Genomic DNA, 17,243 nt, shown 5'->3' on the forward strand with positions numbered 1-17,243 from the left:
CGAGTCCGCCGTGAATTCACTCCCCCTTGTCAGTCTCGTCATTCCCGCCTTCAATCCGCGTTTTTTCGAACGGACTCTGAACAGTGCAGTGAGCCAGACCTATGGTCATCTGGAGATCATTGTCTGCGATGACAGTCGTGGCACGGAGATCGAAAGCATTGTTGCGTCCGTAGTGGCGGAGTCCGGGGTCGAGGTGCGTCACGTGCGCAATCCGCGCACGCTGGGCATGATCGGCAACCTCAAGGCTTGCCTGGATCAGGCGCGGGGCGAATTCATCAAGTTTCTCTGTGATGACGATCATCTGTATGCCGACTGCATCAAGCAGCAGGCACAGGAAATGCTGCGTGAGGAAGTCAGTCTGGTGCTGGCCCAGCGTCTGTTCTGGGATGCCCAGGACATCATCCTGCCGGCGCGTCTGGAGAACACCTCGCTGTCGCCGCACAGCGGTCTGTTCAAGGGCGACGATCTGCTGGGGATCTTCGAGAAATTCCCGGTCAATGTGCTCGGCGGGTTTACCAATGCATTGTTCCGCCGTGCAGATGTCGAAGAGCTGTTGCCGGCCCTGACTCAGGACGGTCATTGCTTCGTCGCGTCCCTGGACTTTGCCTTGTATGTCTGCCTGCTGCGACGCGGCAATCTGGCGGTCTCCAATAATGTGCTCAGCGCGGAGCGGCTGTACCCGGAGCGTCTGAGCGCGCAACAGCCGATGAAGGATGCGCTGGAAGTCGAGCGCGAGTGGATTCTGCAGATGCTCAAGGCGCGCAGCGGCGAATCGGCACCTGCGCCGGGATGGGTGCGATATGTTCCGTTGGCCAAGGCCGATGAGTCGCCCCGGGTCTGGGAAGAACTGCCGCTGAGTCGCACCCTCGGCACCAAGCAGAGTCGCCAGGAGTGGAGCGTCGGCATCGACAGCTGGAGCTTCGGCGAACTCTATGCCCATTGGCTCGAGTGTCGGGTGCTGACCGAAGGGCAACGTGCGTTGTTGCCGGAAACGCTTTCCGGCTGGTCGCATCAGCCACGGATCGTGCCGATCGTCATCGACGGCAAGGGCAGCCGTGACAGCGTCGAGCGCACGCTGGAATCGCTTGCCGTCCAGGATTATCCGCCAGAGCTGATCCTCGTGCTGTCCGCCTCCTGCACCGAAGCCGGACTGGACGGGCGCGTGTTCCGCATGCCGCTGCAGGACGATGGTCTGGCGCAGATCAACACCTTGCTGCCGCAACTGGAAGGGGCCGACTGGTTCTACCTGCTGCAGGCCGGCGATCGTCTGGTGGCGCCGGCGCTGTTGGTCATGGCCGAGCGCATCGTCAATTCCCCGTCGTTCAAGTGTCTGTACAGCGATGAGGGCAGTCTGCGCAACGGAGAGTCGGCGGAGCCTGCATTCAAACCGGATTTCAACCTCGACCTGATGCGCAGCTATCCCTATGTCGGGCGGACCATGGCGTTCGAACGTGAGCGCTTCCTGGCACTGGGTGGTTTTGCATCGGAGTTCGCTCAACTGGCGCCGCACGATGTGTTGTGGCGCATGGTCGAGAACGACGGCACACAGGTTGTCGGGCACGTCGCCGAAGTCTTGCTGGAATCGTCTTTCGACTTGTCCGGATGGCTGATGGAGCCTGGCGTCATCGAGCAGAACCCGCGCGTGCTGGAAGCGCACCTGCGACGTCTGGGCATTGATCATGAAATTCGTCGTGGCAGCTCCGAACTGCTCAACCGTGTCGACTATCACCATGCCAGACGTCCGCTGGTGTCGATCGTCATTGTGACCAAGGACCAGACCGCTGCCTTGCAGCGCTGTGTCGAAACGCTGCTGGAAAAGACCGCCTACACCGAATACGAACTGCTGCTGGTCGACAACGGCAGTACCAGCGCCGAAGCACTCGCATGGCTGGAGGGAATGGCGCAACTGGGCAGCGACCGGGTGCGTGTGCTGAGTTTTGCACAACAGGGCAATGCTGCCGCTACCCACAACTTTGCGGTGGGGCAGGCGCGCGGCGAATACGTGCTGATGCTCAATTCGTTTGCGGTCATCACCCATGCCGACTGGCTGGACGAACTGCTCAATCACGCACAGCGCCCGGAAGTCGGGGTGGTGGGTGCCAAGTTGTATAACCCTGACGGTTGCGTGTTGCACGCCGGTCTGATTCTGGGCATGCAAGGGGCGGTGGGCCTGCCGTTCTATGGCCAGTCGCTGCAGGCGGACGGTTACATGTTCCGCTTGCAGGCGGCCCATGACCTGAGTGCCGTGGGCAGCGATTGCGTGATGATTCGCAAGGCGGCCTACGAGGCGGCAGGACGGCTTGACGAGCAACATCTGGCGCAGTCACTGAACGTCGCGGATCTGTGCCTGCGCATCGGCCAGGAAGGTTATCTGGTGGTCTGGACGCCTTATGCGTTGCTGGCGCTGGGCGCGCGACCGGCAATCGAGGCCTCGGCAGACGAGCAGCAACAACAGCTTGAAGAGCACGAAACGTTCTACAAACGCTGGCTGCCGCTCATTGCGCGGGACCCTGCATTCAACGTCAATCTGGCGGTGCAGGGTGTCGGTGCCACCAGCTTCAGCCTGGAGCCGGGCCTGCGCACCGGCTGGAATCCGTTTTCCCGTACACAGTTGCCGAATGTGCTGGCGGTGCCGATCAACGCTTCTGCCATCGGCCATTACCGCATCAGCCAGCCGATGATTGAACTGGAGGCCGCCAACCGGGCCGAAGGGCGCATTTGTTACGGACTGCCGTCGATCATCGATATCGAACGCCAGTCCCCTGACGTGATCGTGCTGCAAGGGCGATATTCGGAAGGCGCCATCGAGGAAATTCCGCCGCTGAAGAACTTCTTCAATGCCCGGCGGATCTACGAACTCGATGACTATGTCATCGATGTTCCACACCGCAACGCGCACATTCGCAACATGCCGAACAAGCAGGAAATGGAGCGACTGGTACGGCGTGCGATCAGCTTCTGTGATCGCGTCGTGGTGTCGACCGAGCCGCTGGCCAACGCGCTGTCGGACATGCACCACGACATTCGCGTCGTACCGAACATGCTGTCCCGGCACTTGTGGACCAGCCTGCGCAGCCAGCGTCGAACCTCGAAAAAACCACGGGTCGGCTGGGGCGGCGGAACCAGTCACCACGGTGACCTGGCGGTGATCGCCGATGTCGTGCGCGAACTGGCCAACGAGGTCGACTGGGTGTTCTTCGGCATGTGCCCGGACGACCTGCGTCCGTACATGCACGAGTTCCATGGCGTGATTCCGCTGGACGTCTACCCGGCAAAACTGGCCAGCCTCAATCTCGATCTGGCCCTGGCGCCGCTGGAGTTCCACATCTTCAACGACTGCAAGAGCAACCTGCGTCTGCTGGAGTACGGTGCCTGCGGTTACCCGGTGGTGTGCACCGACACCGAGGCCTATCGCGGCTACCTGCCATGCACCCGAGTCAAGAGCAACACCACGGACGAATGGCTGCAGGCAATCCGCATGCACCTGGCCGATCCGGACGCCAGCTACCGCATGGGCGACGCATTGCGCGAGGTGGTGTTGCGCGACTACGTACTGCGTGACGACAACCTGCGGCACTGGGAAAACGGCTGGCTGGCGGACTGATCGATCCGCGCTTCACGCTCTGAAAAACAGGCGACTTTCGAGTCGCCTGTTTTTTTTTGCGTCTTGAACACCCCATTTGTATCAGTCTCGATACTTTTTTCGCCGGACAGCCTCAAGCATCGGGATTTGCGTGTCGATACTTCTCTATTCGCTGACCTCGGACGGTTGATGCTGGCGCGATCGGCTTGTGCCCCGGAGGCAGGATCCGGATTCAACAACAAAGCAAGGAAGACGCAAATGTCAGTAGTGAATGGAACGAGTGATGCGGATGTCCTGTGGGGCACCGACGGCAATGACGAACTCTATGGAATGGAGTCCGATGATCTGTTGCTCGCCACCGCGGGATCAGACGTACTGGACGGCGGTGAAGGGTTTGATGCGGCGAACTATTTCGCAATGGGGGCGGGAATCAGCGTCGAGTTTGGCGCCGGTGCGACAACGGTCACCGGGGCTGATGGCAAAGTCGATACGTTGCTGTCGGTGGAAAAGGTCTTCGGCACTTATAACAACGACACGTTTTCCGCTTCCGTGTCCGGCGTGACGCTGGAAGGCAGTAGTGGTGACGATGTGTACGTCGTCGACGCCGAAGGTGTGACCATCATCGAAGAATTCGGCCTCGGCTACGACGAACTGCGCACCAGCCTCAACACCAGCAAGATGGATCCGTTCATCGACCGGCTGACCTTCACCGGCACCGGTGACTTCAAGGGTTACGGCAATGCCAGCGACAACGAAATCATCGGTGGCGCCGGCAACGACTGGCTTTGGGGCGGCGCCGGTGCCGACCACTTTGTGGGTGGCGATGGCTTCGATACCGTGAGTTACGGCGACAGCCTTGAAGGTGTGAGGGTTTCTGACTGGTCCAACGACGGATTGACCATTGCCTATGGAGATACCTTCACCAGCATCGAAGCGATTGAAGGCTCGAAATTCGATGACCAGATTTATCGCTACGAAGGATCAATGGTCATTGATGGTTCCGATGGCTTCGACACCGTGAGCTATTTCAATTTTGCCGGTGCGGTCAACATCGAGATCGGCAATGGCGTCAGTGCAGTGGGCGACACGTTGTTGAATGTCGAAAAAATCATTGGCACCGGTATGGGCGATCACTTCACAGCCAATATCGGCGGTGTGACTTTCGCGGGTGGCGGAGGTGACGATGTCTACACCATCAATAGTGCCGGCGTAACCATCGAAGAAGTCGAGGGTTACATGGGGGGAACCGATCACGTCTACACCAGCCTGTCGGAGATAAGGCTGAGCGCGTTCATTGAGAACCTGACCTATACCGGCAGCGCAGACTTCATCGGTTACGGTAACGACGAGTCCAACACCATCATCTCGGGCGCCGGCAATGACGTGCTGTACGGTGGCGCCGGCGGTGACAGCTTTGACGGCGGGGCCGGGATCGACATCGTCAGTTACGACGACAGTACCGAAGGGTTGAGCGCTTCCCTGCAATGGGGGCCGCGCAGCGGTATTGCGCTTTACGATAGCTACATGAACATCGAAGGCCTGCGCGGCAGCCAGTTCAATGACGTTCTGGACGGCGATTTTTTCGACAACATCCTCGAGGGCGGGGCTGGCGATGACCAGATTACCGGCGGCGATGGCAACGACCACATCTATGGTGGTCTCGCGTCCGGTCTTGATGACGCCGGGCAGTCCGACACGCTTTATGGTGGCAAGGGTGACGATGTCATTGTCGGAGCGAGCAATGACCGGCAGACCTTTGCCGATGGTGGCGAAGGCAATGACATCATCACGCTGGGGCAGGGGATAGCCTTGGGCGACAGCGGCAACGACACCATCACTCTGAACAAGGGATCGGCTTCCGGCGGTGACGGTGACGACGTGCTGACCGGTACGGGCAGTGGCTACGTACTCAATGGCGACTCCGGCCAGGACATCCTGATCCTCAACCTCCCGGGCCAGACGATTGCGGGCGGCACCGCTTACGGTGGCTATGGCGAAGATACTTACGTGGTCAACACCACCGGCCTGGTGACAATTCAGGATATCGGCTGGGACCAGCACGACACCCTGATCCTCAACACCATCGCCAACGCCAGCCAATTGAGTGTGACCCGCATCGGCGACGACGCTTACCTGCACAGCGCCAATGATGCCAGCACCGGTGTCCCTGACAACGGCGTGAAGCTGGCAGGCTGGTACGCAGGCTTCAACAACATCGAACACCTGCGGACCGCTGACGGCCAGACCTATGATCTGCCGATGTCCGGTGACGCGTTCGCGATGTTCGGCTGACCCTGAATCAAGCACCTGCAATCGCGCAACGCGGTTGCAGGTGTGTGTTTGACGCCTGAAAGGCGAACGCTGTTTTCAACCATGCAAGGAAGAAGCAAATGGCAGTAGTGAATGGAACGAGTGATGCGGATGTCCTGTTGGGCACCGACGGTGATGACCAACTCTATGGACTGGAGTCGGATGATGTGTTGCTGGCAAGCGCCGGCAATGATCTGCTGGATGGCGGGGAAGGGTTTGATACGGCGAATTATTATGCCTTGTCCTCGGGCGTGAACGTCGAGTTCAACAGTGCTTCGACGACTGTCACTGCCGCTGATGGCAAGGTCGATACGCTGGTCGGCGTGGAAAAAGTCTTCGGCACTTTTCAAAATGACACCTTCACCAGCAATGTGGCCGGCGTGACGCTGGAAGGCAGTGCCGGTGACGATGTGTATATCGTCGGCAGCGAGGGCGTGACGATCATCGAGGAAAACCATCTCGGCTACGACGAGCTGCGCACCAGCCTCAACACCATCAAGATGGACCCGTTTATCGAGAAGCTCACCTTCACCGGCACCGGCGATTTCAAGGGTTACGGCAATGCCAGTGACAACGAGATCATCGGCGGCGCCGGCAACGACTGGCTGTGGGGTGGCGCCGGCGCTGATCACTTCGTGGGTGGCGAAGGCTTCGATACCGTCAGCTATTCCGACAGCCTCGAGGGTGTGAGAGTCCAGGACTTCGAGAACTACGACGCATTGACCATCGCCGCTGGCGACACCTTCACCGGTATCGAGGCGATTCAGGGGTCGAATTTCGATGACGTGGTGTATCTGCTCGATAACGCCATGATCGTGGATGGCGCCGATGGCTACGACACCGTGAGCTACCGTCACTCCTTTGATGGCGTCAGTATCGGCATCGGTCAGCAGGCAGGTCCGGATGTCACGTTGCTGAACGTCGAGAAAGTCATCGGTACTTCGTTCGATGACCGATTCACCGCCAACGTCGCGGGCGTGACGCTGGAAGGCGGAAGAGGCGACGATGTATACATCATCAACAGCGCCGGTGTGAGCATCGTCGAGACGGACCTCTTTGGTGGTACCGACCACGTGTACACCAGCCTGTCGTCGATGCACATGGATCCGTTCATTGAAAACATGACCTACACCGGCACGGCGGACTTCACCGGCTACGGCAATGACGGGAACAACGTCATCGTTTCGGGCGCCGGCAATGACGTCCTGTTGGGTGGCGCGGGCGGTGACCGCTTTGAAGGCGGGGCCGGTATCGACATCGTCAGCTACGAGGACAGCACCGAAGGTTTGAGCGCTTCCCTCAACTGGGGCGCGCAGAGCGGTATTGCGCTTTACGACACCTTCATCGACATCGAAGGCCTGCGTGGCAGTCATTTCAATGATGTGCTGGAGGGTGACTCGGGCGACAACATTCTGGAAGGCGGTGCCGGCGACGATGTCATTCACGGCGGTGCCGGTGCGGACATTCTTTATGGCGGGCTGGCTTCCGGTCTGGATGGCGAGGGGCCACAGAACGATTCGTTGTTTGGTGGCGAGGGTGATGACACCTATGTGGTGAATACCGCCGGCCTGGTAACGATTCAGGATGTGGGCAGCAGCTACAACGACACCTTGATCCTGAACACCGTCGCCAATCTCGGTCAGTTGAACGTCACTCGCATCGGTGATGACGCCTACCTGCATGGCGCCAATGACGGCAGCATCGGCGTTCCGGCCAATGGCGTAAAACTCCAGGGCTGGTACGCCGGCTACAACACTGTCGAGCACCTGCAGACGGCCGACGGTCAAGTCTACGACCTGCCGGCGACTGTCGACGGGTTTGCCATGTTCGGCTGATCACTTCGATCCGCTGACGTGAGCCACATGGAGGGATGAGTCCGGTAACGGACTCATCCCTTTTTTGCGCCCGGATGCCGCCGCCGACGCAGGGCTGGCGGAGCTGGCGCGTTTCCTGCAAGTCCCCCTCAAATCGCCATAAAACGAGCGCTCGCGGTGATTCACCTGCGCCCGGACTGGCAAAGGTTCAGCCGCAAAGGCCTGCAACAGCGAGGCCGAGCCCTGTGACGTAGAAGAGGGGAGACGATGAAGGCAGTTATTTTGGCGGGTGGCCTCGGCACGCGCATCAGTGAAGAGTCGCACCTCAAGCCCAAGCCGATGATCGAGATCGGCGGCAAGCCAATTCTCTGGCACATCATGAAGCAGTATTCCGCCCACGGAATCCACGACTTCGTGATCTGCCTCGGCTACAAGGGCTACGCGATCAAGGACTTCTTCGCCAACTACTTCCTGCACACCTCCGACGTCACGTTCGACATGCGCAACAACCGCATGGACGTGCACCAGAACTACAGCGAGCCGTGGAGCGTCACCCTGATCGACACCGGCGAGGAAACCATGACCGGTGGCCGTCTGCTGCGTGCCGGGCGTTACCTCAAGGATGAAGAAGCGTTCTGCTTCACCTACGGCGACGGCGTCTCCGACATCAACATTGCGCAACTGGTGGACTACCACAAAGGCCACGGCCGTCTTGCCACCGTCACTGCCGTGCAGCCACCGGGCCGCTACGGCGCCCTTGAACGGCATGGCGATCAGGTACTCGGTTTCACCGAAAAACCGCGTGGCGACGGCGGCTGGATCAATGGCGGCTTTTTTGTGCTGTCGCCAAAGGTGCTGTCCTACATCGCCGGCGACGAAACCACCTGGGAAGCGGAGCCCTTGGCTCGACTGGCTCAGGACGAACAACTGAAAGCCTTTGAACACGAAGGCTTCTGGCATCCGATGGACACCCTGCGCGACAAAAACCATCTCGAAGCGCTGTGGCAGAGCGGGGAGGCCCCATGGAAGCAATGGGCCTGAGTCCGGAATTCTGGCGCGGCAAGCGGGTTCTGGTCACCGGTCACACCGGTTTCAAGGGCAGCTGGCTGACCCTGTGGCTGCAAAGCCTCGGCGCGCAAGTCAGCGGTTTTTCCCTCGATCCGTCGACCGAACCGAGCCTGTTCGAACTGGCGCGGGTGCACGAAGGCATCAACGACCAGCGCGGCGACCTGCGTGACCTCGGCGCCTTGCTCGAGATCATCGCCGACACCGAGCCTGAAATCGTCCTGCACCTGGCGGCCCAGCCACTGGTGCGTGAAGGCTATCGCGATCCGCTCGGTACTTACTCCAGCAACGTCATGGGCACCCTGAACCTGCTCGAAGCGATTCGTCAGGTCGGTTGTGTGCGCGCCTGCGTGTTGGTAACGACCGACAAGGTTTACGCTAACAAGGAATGGCTGTGGCCGTACCGCGAAGATGAAGCCCTCGGTGGCCACGACCCTTACAGCAGCAGCAAGGCGTGCTGCGAGTTGCTGGCGCAGTCTTATGCCGCGTCGTTCTTCCCGGCCGACAAGTACGCCGAACACGGTCTGGCCCTGGCTACGGCGCGTGCGGGCAATGTGTTGGGCGGCGGTGACTTCGCCCCTGAACGGCTGATTCCCGATGTACTGAAAGCCTGGTCTGCAGACGAGCCGGTGACCCTGCGTTATCCGCAAGCCGTGCGCCCATGGCAACACGCGCTGGAGCCGCTGGCCGGCTACCTGCAACTGGCTGCCGGGCTTTATGAAGAAGGTCCGGAATACGCCGGGGCGTGGAACTTCGGCCCGGGTGAAACGGACATGTGCAGCGTCGGCGAAGTAGTCGAATTGCTCGCCAATCGCTGGCCTCAGGCCCGTGGTCTGCGCATCGAACCGAGCGAACTGCACGAGGCCGGCCTGCTGCGCCTGGACAGCAGTCGCGCCCGTCAGGTGCTGGGCTGGCAACCGCGCTGGTCGCTGCAGCAATGCCTGACCCAGACCCTCGACTGGCACCTGGCGTGGCAGAACGGTGACGACATGCGCACCGTGACGCTCGGCCAACTGAACCTGTACCGGGGCGCGCTGTGAGCGAGTTTTCCTTGAAACAGTTACCGCTGGCCGGGTTGTTCAGCGTCCAGCACAAACGCTTCGAAGATCAGCGCGGGCACTTCGCCCGGCTGTTCTGCGAGGGCAGCCTGAAGGCGTTTGGCAGTGAATTCCACATCCGCCAGATCAACCATTCCTGCACTCGCGAGAAGGGCAGCGTGCGCGGTCTGCATTATCAGAACGCCAATGCGCCGGAAGCCAAGCTGATCACCTGCCTGCGCGGTGAAGTGTGGGACGTGGCGGTGGACCTGCGTCCGGACTCGGAAACCTTCCTGCACTGGCACGCCGAGCACCTGAAGGCCGGCGACGGTCGCAGCCTGCTGATTCCGGCCGGTTTCGCCCACGGTTTCCAGACCCTCACCGACGATGCCGAGCTGCTTTACCTGCACAGTGCCGATTACGCGCCGGAGCACGAGGGCGGGCTGTCGGTGAACGATCCACGGCTGGCGATTGCCTGGCCGTTGCCTGTCAATAATTTGTCAGCGCGTGATTCCAGCCATCCCGCGCTCGATCAACACTTTGCTGGAGTGCGTCTATGAATTGCCGTGGGTGCGCCGCACCGCTGAGCCTGCCGCTGATCGACCTCGGCACCTCGCCGCCGTCCAACGCCTACGTGCATGCCGATCGGCTGGAACAGGCCGAGCAATGGGTGCCGTTGAAGGTCGCCGTGTGCCAGCAGTGCTGGCTGGTGCAGACCGAGGATTACACCAGCGCCGACAGCCTGTTCGACGCCGAGTACGCCTATTTCAGTTCGTTCTCCAGCACCTGGCTGGCCCATGCCGAGCGCTATGTGGCCGAGATGGTCGAGCGCTTCGGTCTGTCCGCTGACAGTCGCGTGGTGGAGGTCGCGGCCAATGACGGCTACCTGCTGCAGTACGTTGCCGGTCGCGGCATCCCGTGCCTGGGCGTCGAGCCGACCCGCAGCACCGCACAGGCAGCGCGGGAAAAAGGCCTGGAAATCCGTGAGCTGTTTTTCGGTCGCGACACCGCCGCGCAGCTGAAAAGCGAAGGCTGGGCCGCCGACCTGATGGCCGCCAACAACGTGCTCGCTCATGTGCCGGACATCAATGACTTCCTCGGTGGTTTCGCCGCGCTGCTTAAACCGACCGGCGTTGCCACCTTCGAATTCCCGCAACTGCTGACGCTGATGGCCGGCGCGCAGTTCGACACGCTGTATCACGAGCACTATTCCTACCTGTCCCTGACCGCTGTGCAGACGTTGTGCGAGCGCAATGGCCTGGAAGTGTTCGACGTCAGCCAGTTGAGCACCCACGGCGGATCGCTGCGGGTGTTCGTGCAGCGCAAGGACGGCGAACGCCGCGCCGTGCAGCCAGCGGTACAACAGCAGTTGCAGGCCGAACTCGACGCAGGTGTGAAAACCACCGAGTACTACGCCACGCTGGCGCCTGCCGCCGAACGCATCAAGCATGACCTGCTGCGCTTCCTGTTGCAGGCTAAGGCCGATGGCAAGCGTGTGGTCGGCTACGGCGCTGCGGCCAAGGGCAACACCTTGCTCAACTACGCCGGGGTCAAACCGGATCTGCTGGCCTGGGTCGCCGACGCCAACCCGCACAAGCAGGGCAAGTTCCTCCCGGGCAGCCGCATTCCGATCGTGGCACCGGCGCAGATCGATATCGAAAAACCGGACTACGTGCTGGTGCTGCCATGGAACCTGCTGCACGAAGTCAGTCAGCAACTGGCCCAGGTGCGCCAGTGGGACGGCCGCTTCGTGATCGCCGTGCCTGAGTTGAGCGTGCTGTGAAGGTTCTGGTCACCGGAGCCACCGGCTTCGTCGGTCGCCATCTGGTCGCGGCATTGCTGAACCGTGGCTGCACGGTGCGGGCGGTTGCGCGTGATGCACAGAAAGCTGCGGGCATGCCGTGGATCAATGACGTCGAGTTCGTCAGCGCGGATATTCACGCAGCGGACCTGAACATCGGCGCGCTGACCGAAGGCGTCGATGCACTCGCACACCTCGCGTGGCCGGGGTTGCCGAACTATCGGGCGCTGTTCCATTTCGAGCACAACCTGATGGCCGACTACCGTTTCATCAAGGGTGCGGTAGACGCCGGCGTGAAGCAGGTGCTGGTGACCGGTACCTGCTTCGAATATGGCATGCAGAGTGGTCCGCTGAGCGAGCATAACGATGCGCAGCCGGCCAATCCCTACGGTCTGGCCAAGCACACGCTGCATCTGTTTTTGCAAAATCTGCAGCAGGAACATCCGTTCACTCTGCAATGGGCGCGACTGTTTTATCTGCACGGCGCCGGGCAGAACCCCAACAGTCTGCTGGCGGCGCTGGACCGGGCAATCGATGCCGGCGATGCGACGTTCAACATGTCGGCCGGTGAGCAACTGCGCGATTTTCTGGCGATTGAAACCGCTGCCAGTCATCTCGCCGCGATCCTGCACAACCGCGATTTCGACGGCACGATCAATTGCGCCAGCGGCCAGCCGGTGTCGGTGCGGGCGCTGGTCGAACAGCGCGTACGCGAGCGCGGCGCGACCATCGGCCTGAACCTCGGCCATTACCCGTATCCGACCCACGAACCGCTGGCGTTCTGGGCGGTGACCGAGCGTCTGCAACAGTTATTGGGAGAGCCGCAATGAGGCACGAGTTGTATCGGGTCACCGACCTGCCGGTGCTGCAGAACCGAACCTTTGCCGATCCCGAGTCGGCGAAGGCATCAGCCAGCGCCGACATGTTGCTGGTGCAGGATGAGCGCAGCGGTCTGATCTTCAATGCGGCGTTCGACGCCGACAAGCTCAGCTACGACGCCGACTACCAGAACGAGCAGGCGCATTCCGGCCAGTTCCAGAAACACCTGAGCGATGTCGAAGGCATCATTGCCCGGCACTTCAAGGGTCAGGAACTGATCGAAGTCGGCTGCGGCAAAGGCTATTTCCTCGAGCTGCTCAAAGGTCTGGGCTACCGCATCACCGGCATCGATCCGGCCTACGAAGGCGAGAATGCCGACGTGATCAAGGCGCCGTTCAGCCGTGGTCTGGGCCTGGAAGCGGACGCCATCGTGCTGCGTCATGTGTTGGAACACATCCAGGATCCGCTGGGTTTTCTGGCGGTGATCGCCGAGGCCAATCAGGGCGGCGGGCAGATCTACATCGAGGTGCCGTGCTTTGACTGGATCCTCGAACACCGCGCCTGGTTCGACCTGTTCTACGAACACGTCAATTACTTCCGCCTCGATGACCTGCGCCGGATGTTCGGCACCGTGCACGAGGCCGGCCACCTGTTCGGTGGCCAATACCTGTACATCGTCGCCGACCTTGCGACGCTGCGCCTGACCCCGGAACAACCGGTGCCGCGCCTGGCGTTGCCGGACGACTTCACCGCCAGCCTTGAACGCGCGGTACAGATCATCCAGAGCGCACCCGAGCAGGGTTCGGCGATCTGGGGCGCGTCGTCCAAAGGCGTGATCTATTCGCTGTTCCTGCAACGGGCCGGCGTGGCGGTGGATCGCGTGGTCGATATCAACCCGGCCAAGCAGGGGCGTTACCTGCCCCTGAGCGGCGCCCGGGTGTCCTCGCCGCAAGAGGCGATGGACGCGTTGCCCGAGGGCGCCAACCTGTTTGTGATGAATTCCAATTACCTCGAAGAGATCAAGCGGATGACCGGTGGACGTTACGTCTATCACGCCGTCGACAGCGCTTCGTTCCAGTGACCCTTGAGATTTTGAAAATGACCGACAACAGCATCAACAAAGCTTTCGAAGCCGAATGCCGCGAGCAGATCGCCCAGCAGGGTGACGACCAGAAACTCACCGGCCTGGCCCGTGACTTCTTCAACGAATCGGCCAAGCACAAGTACAGCTACCACTTCTCGTGGATGGGACGTCCGATCATCCAGCTGCCGCAAGACATGATGGCGATGCAGGAAATCATCTGGCAGGTTAAGCCGGACCTGGTCATCGAGTGCGGCATCGCCCACGGCGGTTCGATCATCTACTACGCATCCCTGCTGGAGCTGCAAGGTCACGGCGAAGTGCTGGGCATCGACCTCGACATCCGTGCCCACAACCGTGAAGCCATCGAAAGCCACCCGATGAGCAAGCGCATCAAGATGATCGAAGGTTCGAGCATCGACCCGGCCATCGCCGCTCAGGTTCGCGCTGCTGCCGAAGGCAAGAAAGTCATTCTGGTGCTCGACTCCAACCACACCCACGACCACGTGCTTGAAGAGCTGCGTCTCTACGCACCACTGGTGTCGGTCGACAGCTACTGCGTGGTGATGGATACCGTGGTTGAAGACATGCCGGCCGACTTCTTCCCGGATCGTCCATGGGGCCCGGGCGACAACCCGAAGACCGCCGTGTGGAAATACCTGGAAGAGAACAAGGATTTCGAAATCGACGTTCAGTTGCAGAACAAGCTGCTAATCACCGTGGCGCCGGACGGTTATCTGCGTCGCGTTCGTTAATTCGCAAATCAACAAAGCGTCATTTTGGCAAATTGCCGGTTGTGGGGAGAGGTTATGCAAGGCAAGTACAGTTCTGAACAAGCGCTGCCGCTCAATGAGCTGTTGACCGTGGTGCTGATTACTCACAATCGTCCGGCGTTCCTGCGCCGGGCGGTGAAGTATTACAGCAGCCTGCCCTGCAAGATCATGGTGCTGGACTCCACACCCGAGCGCCCGGAAGGTGACTTCTCTGCGGTCGATTACCATCACGTGCCACAGTTCGCCTACTGGGGCATGCAGGCCAAACTGGCCTATGGCGTCGAGCAGTTGACCACGCCGTACATGGTGCTGGCCGCTGACGATGATTTCATCCTGCACGATTCGCTCGCCGAGTCGGTGGGCTTCCTGCAAGCCAACCCCGACTACGGCATGTGCCACGGCTACTGCATGATGTACCTGACGCTGGCCGGTGGCGTGAGCTACTACCGCCGCGACAAGAAAGTGCAGGAAGACTATGCGTCCGAGCGGGCGCAGGATCGCGTCGTCGACTACATGAGTCAGTACATCCCGCCATTCTATGCGGTGACCCGTACCGACCTGATGAAGACCTGGCACTCGGCGCTGCCGCCGGGCACCAGTTTCCAGTGGCAGGAAATCGGCCATGTGTACTTCCTGCTGGCCAGTGCCAAGGCGCGGATCCTGCCGATTCCCTACGTGGTGCGCGAGATCAACTACGGCAACTCCGAACACAGCACAGAGGTTTACCACTCGCTGACTTATGTCGATCCAAAATCGGTGGCCGAGCGTGAGGCGTTTGCCGGGTTCCTGGCGGGTTTACCGACCGGGATCAAGGACTTGAACCCGGAGCAGGGCAAGGCGTTCGCCCTGCAAAGTTTCGAGGCGATGGTCGACAGCCTGCAAACCAATCGGGCGCTGACGGCGGAACTGATCATCCAGTCCACCTGGAACCAGGCGCTCAAACATCCGGATCGCCGTTTCGGGCCGTTGCAGTACGTCGAAATGCCGTTCTATAACCAGGTCTTTTTCGATCGCCTGGCGCAGTTCGAATTCATGCTGCACGCCATGCCCGCCGGGCGCATTCAGCTCGAAGGCCTCGAAGGCGTATGGACGCGTCAGGCTCACCTGATCGAGGCGCGCAACAACGACACTCCGGAAAGCGTGCTCGACCGTTTGTGGCAGGCCCACGATCTCAATGCGTTCAACCGCACGGTGGCCAAGCGTCTGGCCGCGCAACTGGAACTGTCCGGCGAGGCCGAGGAAGCGCAGACAATGCGCGACTGGATCGCGCGCCTGGAAACGCTGACCGTCGCCGATCACCATCCGGTGTTCGACAAGATGCAATCCGGTCGCTTGCTCAAGTGGCTGGATTCGCGTCAGCCGGTTGCGACACAGCGCGAGTCGATTGCCGAACACCTGGCGGTCAATGGCGGTGGCCCGCAATTCGGTATTTTCCTGCTGGATCTGGACAACGACATCGACAAGCTGCAGGTCAGTCTCGACAGCCTGCTCGAAGGCCAGTGCAAGGCATTCAGGATTGTCGTGTTCACGACCGGTGAAGCACCGGCAGCGACCACGGCGCAAAATACCCTGCACTTCGTGCGCGTCACGCCGGGCAATCTGGTCGACAAGCTCAACCAGAGCGCCCGTCAGTCGCCTTGCGACTGGGTGCTCCTGGCCGAGGCCGGTGACGAGTTCACCGCCAGCGGTCTGCTGCGCGCCAGCCTGGAACTGATGAACGCCGGTGGCTGCAGCGCCGTTTCCACGGATGAGATCCAGCGCAAGGAAAACGGCGCGCTGGTGGACGTGTTCCGTCCCGGCTTCAACCTGGATCTGCTGCTGAGCCTGCCGGGCATGATGGCTCGCCACTGGCTGATCCGTCGCGAGACACTGGTCGAGGTGGGCGGTTATTCGGCGGACTTCAGCAAGGCCCTGGAGTTTGATCTGCTGTTGCGCGTCATTGAGCACGGTGGGTTGAACAGTCTGGCGCACCTCGACGAACCGCTGTTGATCACTGAGGCGCCAGAGCTGGAAGAGAATCCGGACGAGCGTCTGGCTTTGCTGCGCCATCTGGGCAATCGCGGCTACAAGGCCAAGGTCACTTCGTCTATTCCGGGTATCTACCAGATCGACTACCACCACAGTGATCGCCCTCTGGTGTCGGTCATTGTTCCGGCGGGCAATAACCTTGCGGCCCTGCAACGTTGCCTGGAAGGCGTGCAATTGCGCACGCGCTATCACCGCTATGAAATTCTGGTCGCCACTTCGGGCGCCGAGTCCGCCGAGGTCAATGACTGGCTCGGCACTTATCAGCACCCGAAGGTCAGCGTGTTGCGCGCCGAGCGTTCCCTCGGCCTGCCGGCGCTGGTCAACGCTGCCAGTCAGCAGGTGCAGGGTGAATTCCTGGTGCTGCTGGCCGCTGACGCGGAAGTCGTCAACCCGAACTGGCTCGATTCCCTGCTCAACCATGCGCTGCGCCCTGAAGTCGGCGTAGTCGGTCCGAAACTGGTGGATCGCGACGGCAAGATCAGTCAGGCCGGTCTGATACTCGGCATGAACGGTGGTGTCGGCTCGGCATTCATCGGTGAAAAGCACGACGCCGAAGGCTATTTGTACCGGTTGTCCGTGGATCAGAACTACTCGGCCGTCTCGAGCGTGTGCCTGATGGTACGCAAAGAACTGTTCGATGCGCTGGGTGGTCTGGACCAAGCTACGTTTGCCGACGGCTTCAGCGATGTCGATCTGTGTCTCAAGGCTGGCCAGGCCGGTTACCTCACGGTGTGGACGCCGTCGGTACAGGTCATTCATCAGGGCGACATTGCCCAGGCAACCCATGCATTGCTTGCCCTCCGGGAAAAGTGGGCAGCGGCTTTCGCCCAGGATCAGGCGTACAACGCGAACCTGAGCCTGAGCGGCAAAGGCTTCGCGCTCAACGACGGCGCTTCGCTGGATTGGGCGCAGTTGATTGCCTAGGTCGACAG

11 protein-coding genes are annotated in these 17,243 nt (G+C 60.8%); all 11 read left to right on the forward strand.

Features of this window, described 5'->3' with window-relative positions; genetic code table 11:
* Positions 1-10: 10 nt before the first annotated feature.
* The 11 genes from IF189_RS07825 (at position 11) to IF189_RS07875 (ending at position 17,235) form a co-directional block, all read left to right on the forward strand.
* Positions 11-3,604: a glycosyltransferase gene (locus IF189_RS07825; protein WP_134825874.1), complete on the forward strand. Its 3,594-nt coding sequence runs from the start codon at positions 11-13 to the stop codon at positions 3,602-3,604.
* Between the two features lie 237 nt (positions 3,605-3,841).
* Positions 3,842-5,875: a calcium-binding protein gene (locus IF189_RS07830; RefSeq protein ID WP_192553085.1), complete on the forward strand. Its 2,034-nt coding sequence runs from the start codon at positions 3,842-3,844 to the stop codon at positions 5,873-5,875.
* Positions 5,876-5,973: 98 nt separating this feature from the next.
* A complete protein-coding gene (locus IF189_RS07835) occupies positions 5,974-7,728 on the forward strand; it encodes a calcium-binding protein (protein WP_134825876.1) in 1,755 nt (584 codons plus the stop codon).
* A gap of 246 nt (positions 7,729-7,974) precedes the next feature.
* The gene (gene rfbF / locus IF189_RS07840) at positions 7,975-8,748 is read left to right on the forward strand and encodes a glucose-1-phosphate cytidylyltransferase (RefSeq protein ID WP_007958332.1); all 774 of its coding nucleotides are present in this window, start codon (positions 7,975-7,977) and stop codon (positions 8,746-8,748) included.
* Complete coding sequence (gene rfbG, locus IF189_RS07845) at positions 8,730-9,812, forward strand: CDP-glucose 4,6-dehydratase (RefSeq protein ID WP_096822204.1); 1,083 nt, start codon at positions 8,730-8,732, stop codon at positions 9,810-9,812. Before rfbF ends, rfbG begins: the two co-directional genes overlap by 19 nt.
* Positions 9,809-10,369, forward strand: a complete 561-nt coding sequence (gene rfbC, locus IF189_RS07850; protein WP_085710436.1) for a dTDP-4-dehydrorhamnose 3,5-epimerase — start codon at positions 9,809-9,811, stop codon at positions 10,367-10,369. The genes rfbG and rfbC overlap by 4 nt, the downstream gene beginning before the upstream one ends.
* Positions 10,366-11,592, forward strand: coding sequence for a class I SAM-dependent methyltransferase (locus IF189_RS07855; RefSeq protein WP_134825877.1), 1,227 nt, complete (start codon positions 10,366-10,368; stop codon positions 11,590-11,592). The genes rfbC and IF189_RS07855 overlap by 4 nt, the downstream gene beginning before the upstream one ends.
* Positions 11,589-12,440, forward strand: coding sequence for an NAD-dependent epimerase/dehydratase family protein (locus IF189_RS07860; protein ID WP_134825878.1), 852 nt, complete (start codon positions 11,589-11,591; stop codon positions 12,438-12,440). Before IF189_RS07855 ends, IF189_RS07860 begins: the two co-directional genes overlap by 4 nt.
* A complete protein-coding gene (locus IF189_RS07865) occupies positions 12,437-13,510 on the forward strand; it encodes a class I SAM-dependent methyltransferase (protein WP_134825879.1) in 1,074 nt (357 codons plus the stop codon). Before IF189_RS07860 ends, IF189_RS07865 begins: the two co-directional genes overlap by 4 nt.
* Before the next feature lie 17 nt (positions 13,511-13,527).
* Positions 13,528-14,265 (forward strand): cephalosporin hydroxylase family protein, encoded by a 738-nt coding sequence (locus IF189_RS07870; RefSeq protein ID WP_064378606.1) that lies wholly within the window; start codon positions 13,528-13,530, stop codon positions 14,263-14,265.
* Positions 14,266-14,319: 54 nt separating this feature from the next.
* A complete protein-coding gene (locus IF189_RS07875; protein WP_192553086.1) occupies positions 14,320-17,235 on the forward strand; it encodes a TIGR00180 family glycosyltransferase in 2,916 nt (971 codons plus the stop codon).
* Positions 17,236-17,243: the final 8 nt, after the last annotated feature.

The organism is Pseudomonas sp. IzPS59, from assembly GCF_014863505.1.
In the GTDB taxonomy this organism is placed as follows: domain Bacteria; phylum Pseudomonadota; class Gammaproteobacteria; order Pseudomonadales; family Pseudomonadaceae; genus Aquipseudomonas; species Aquipseudomonas kribbensis.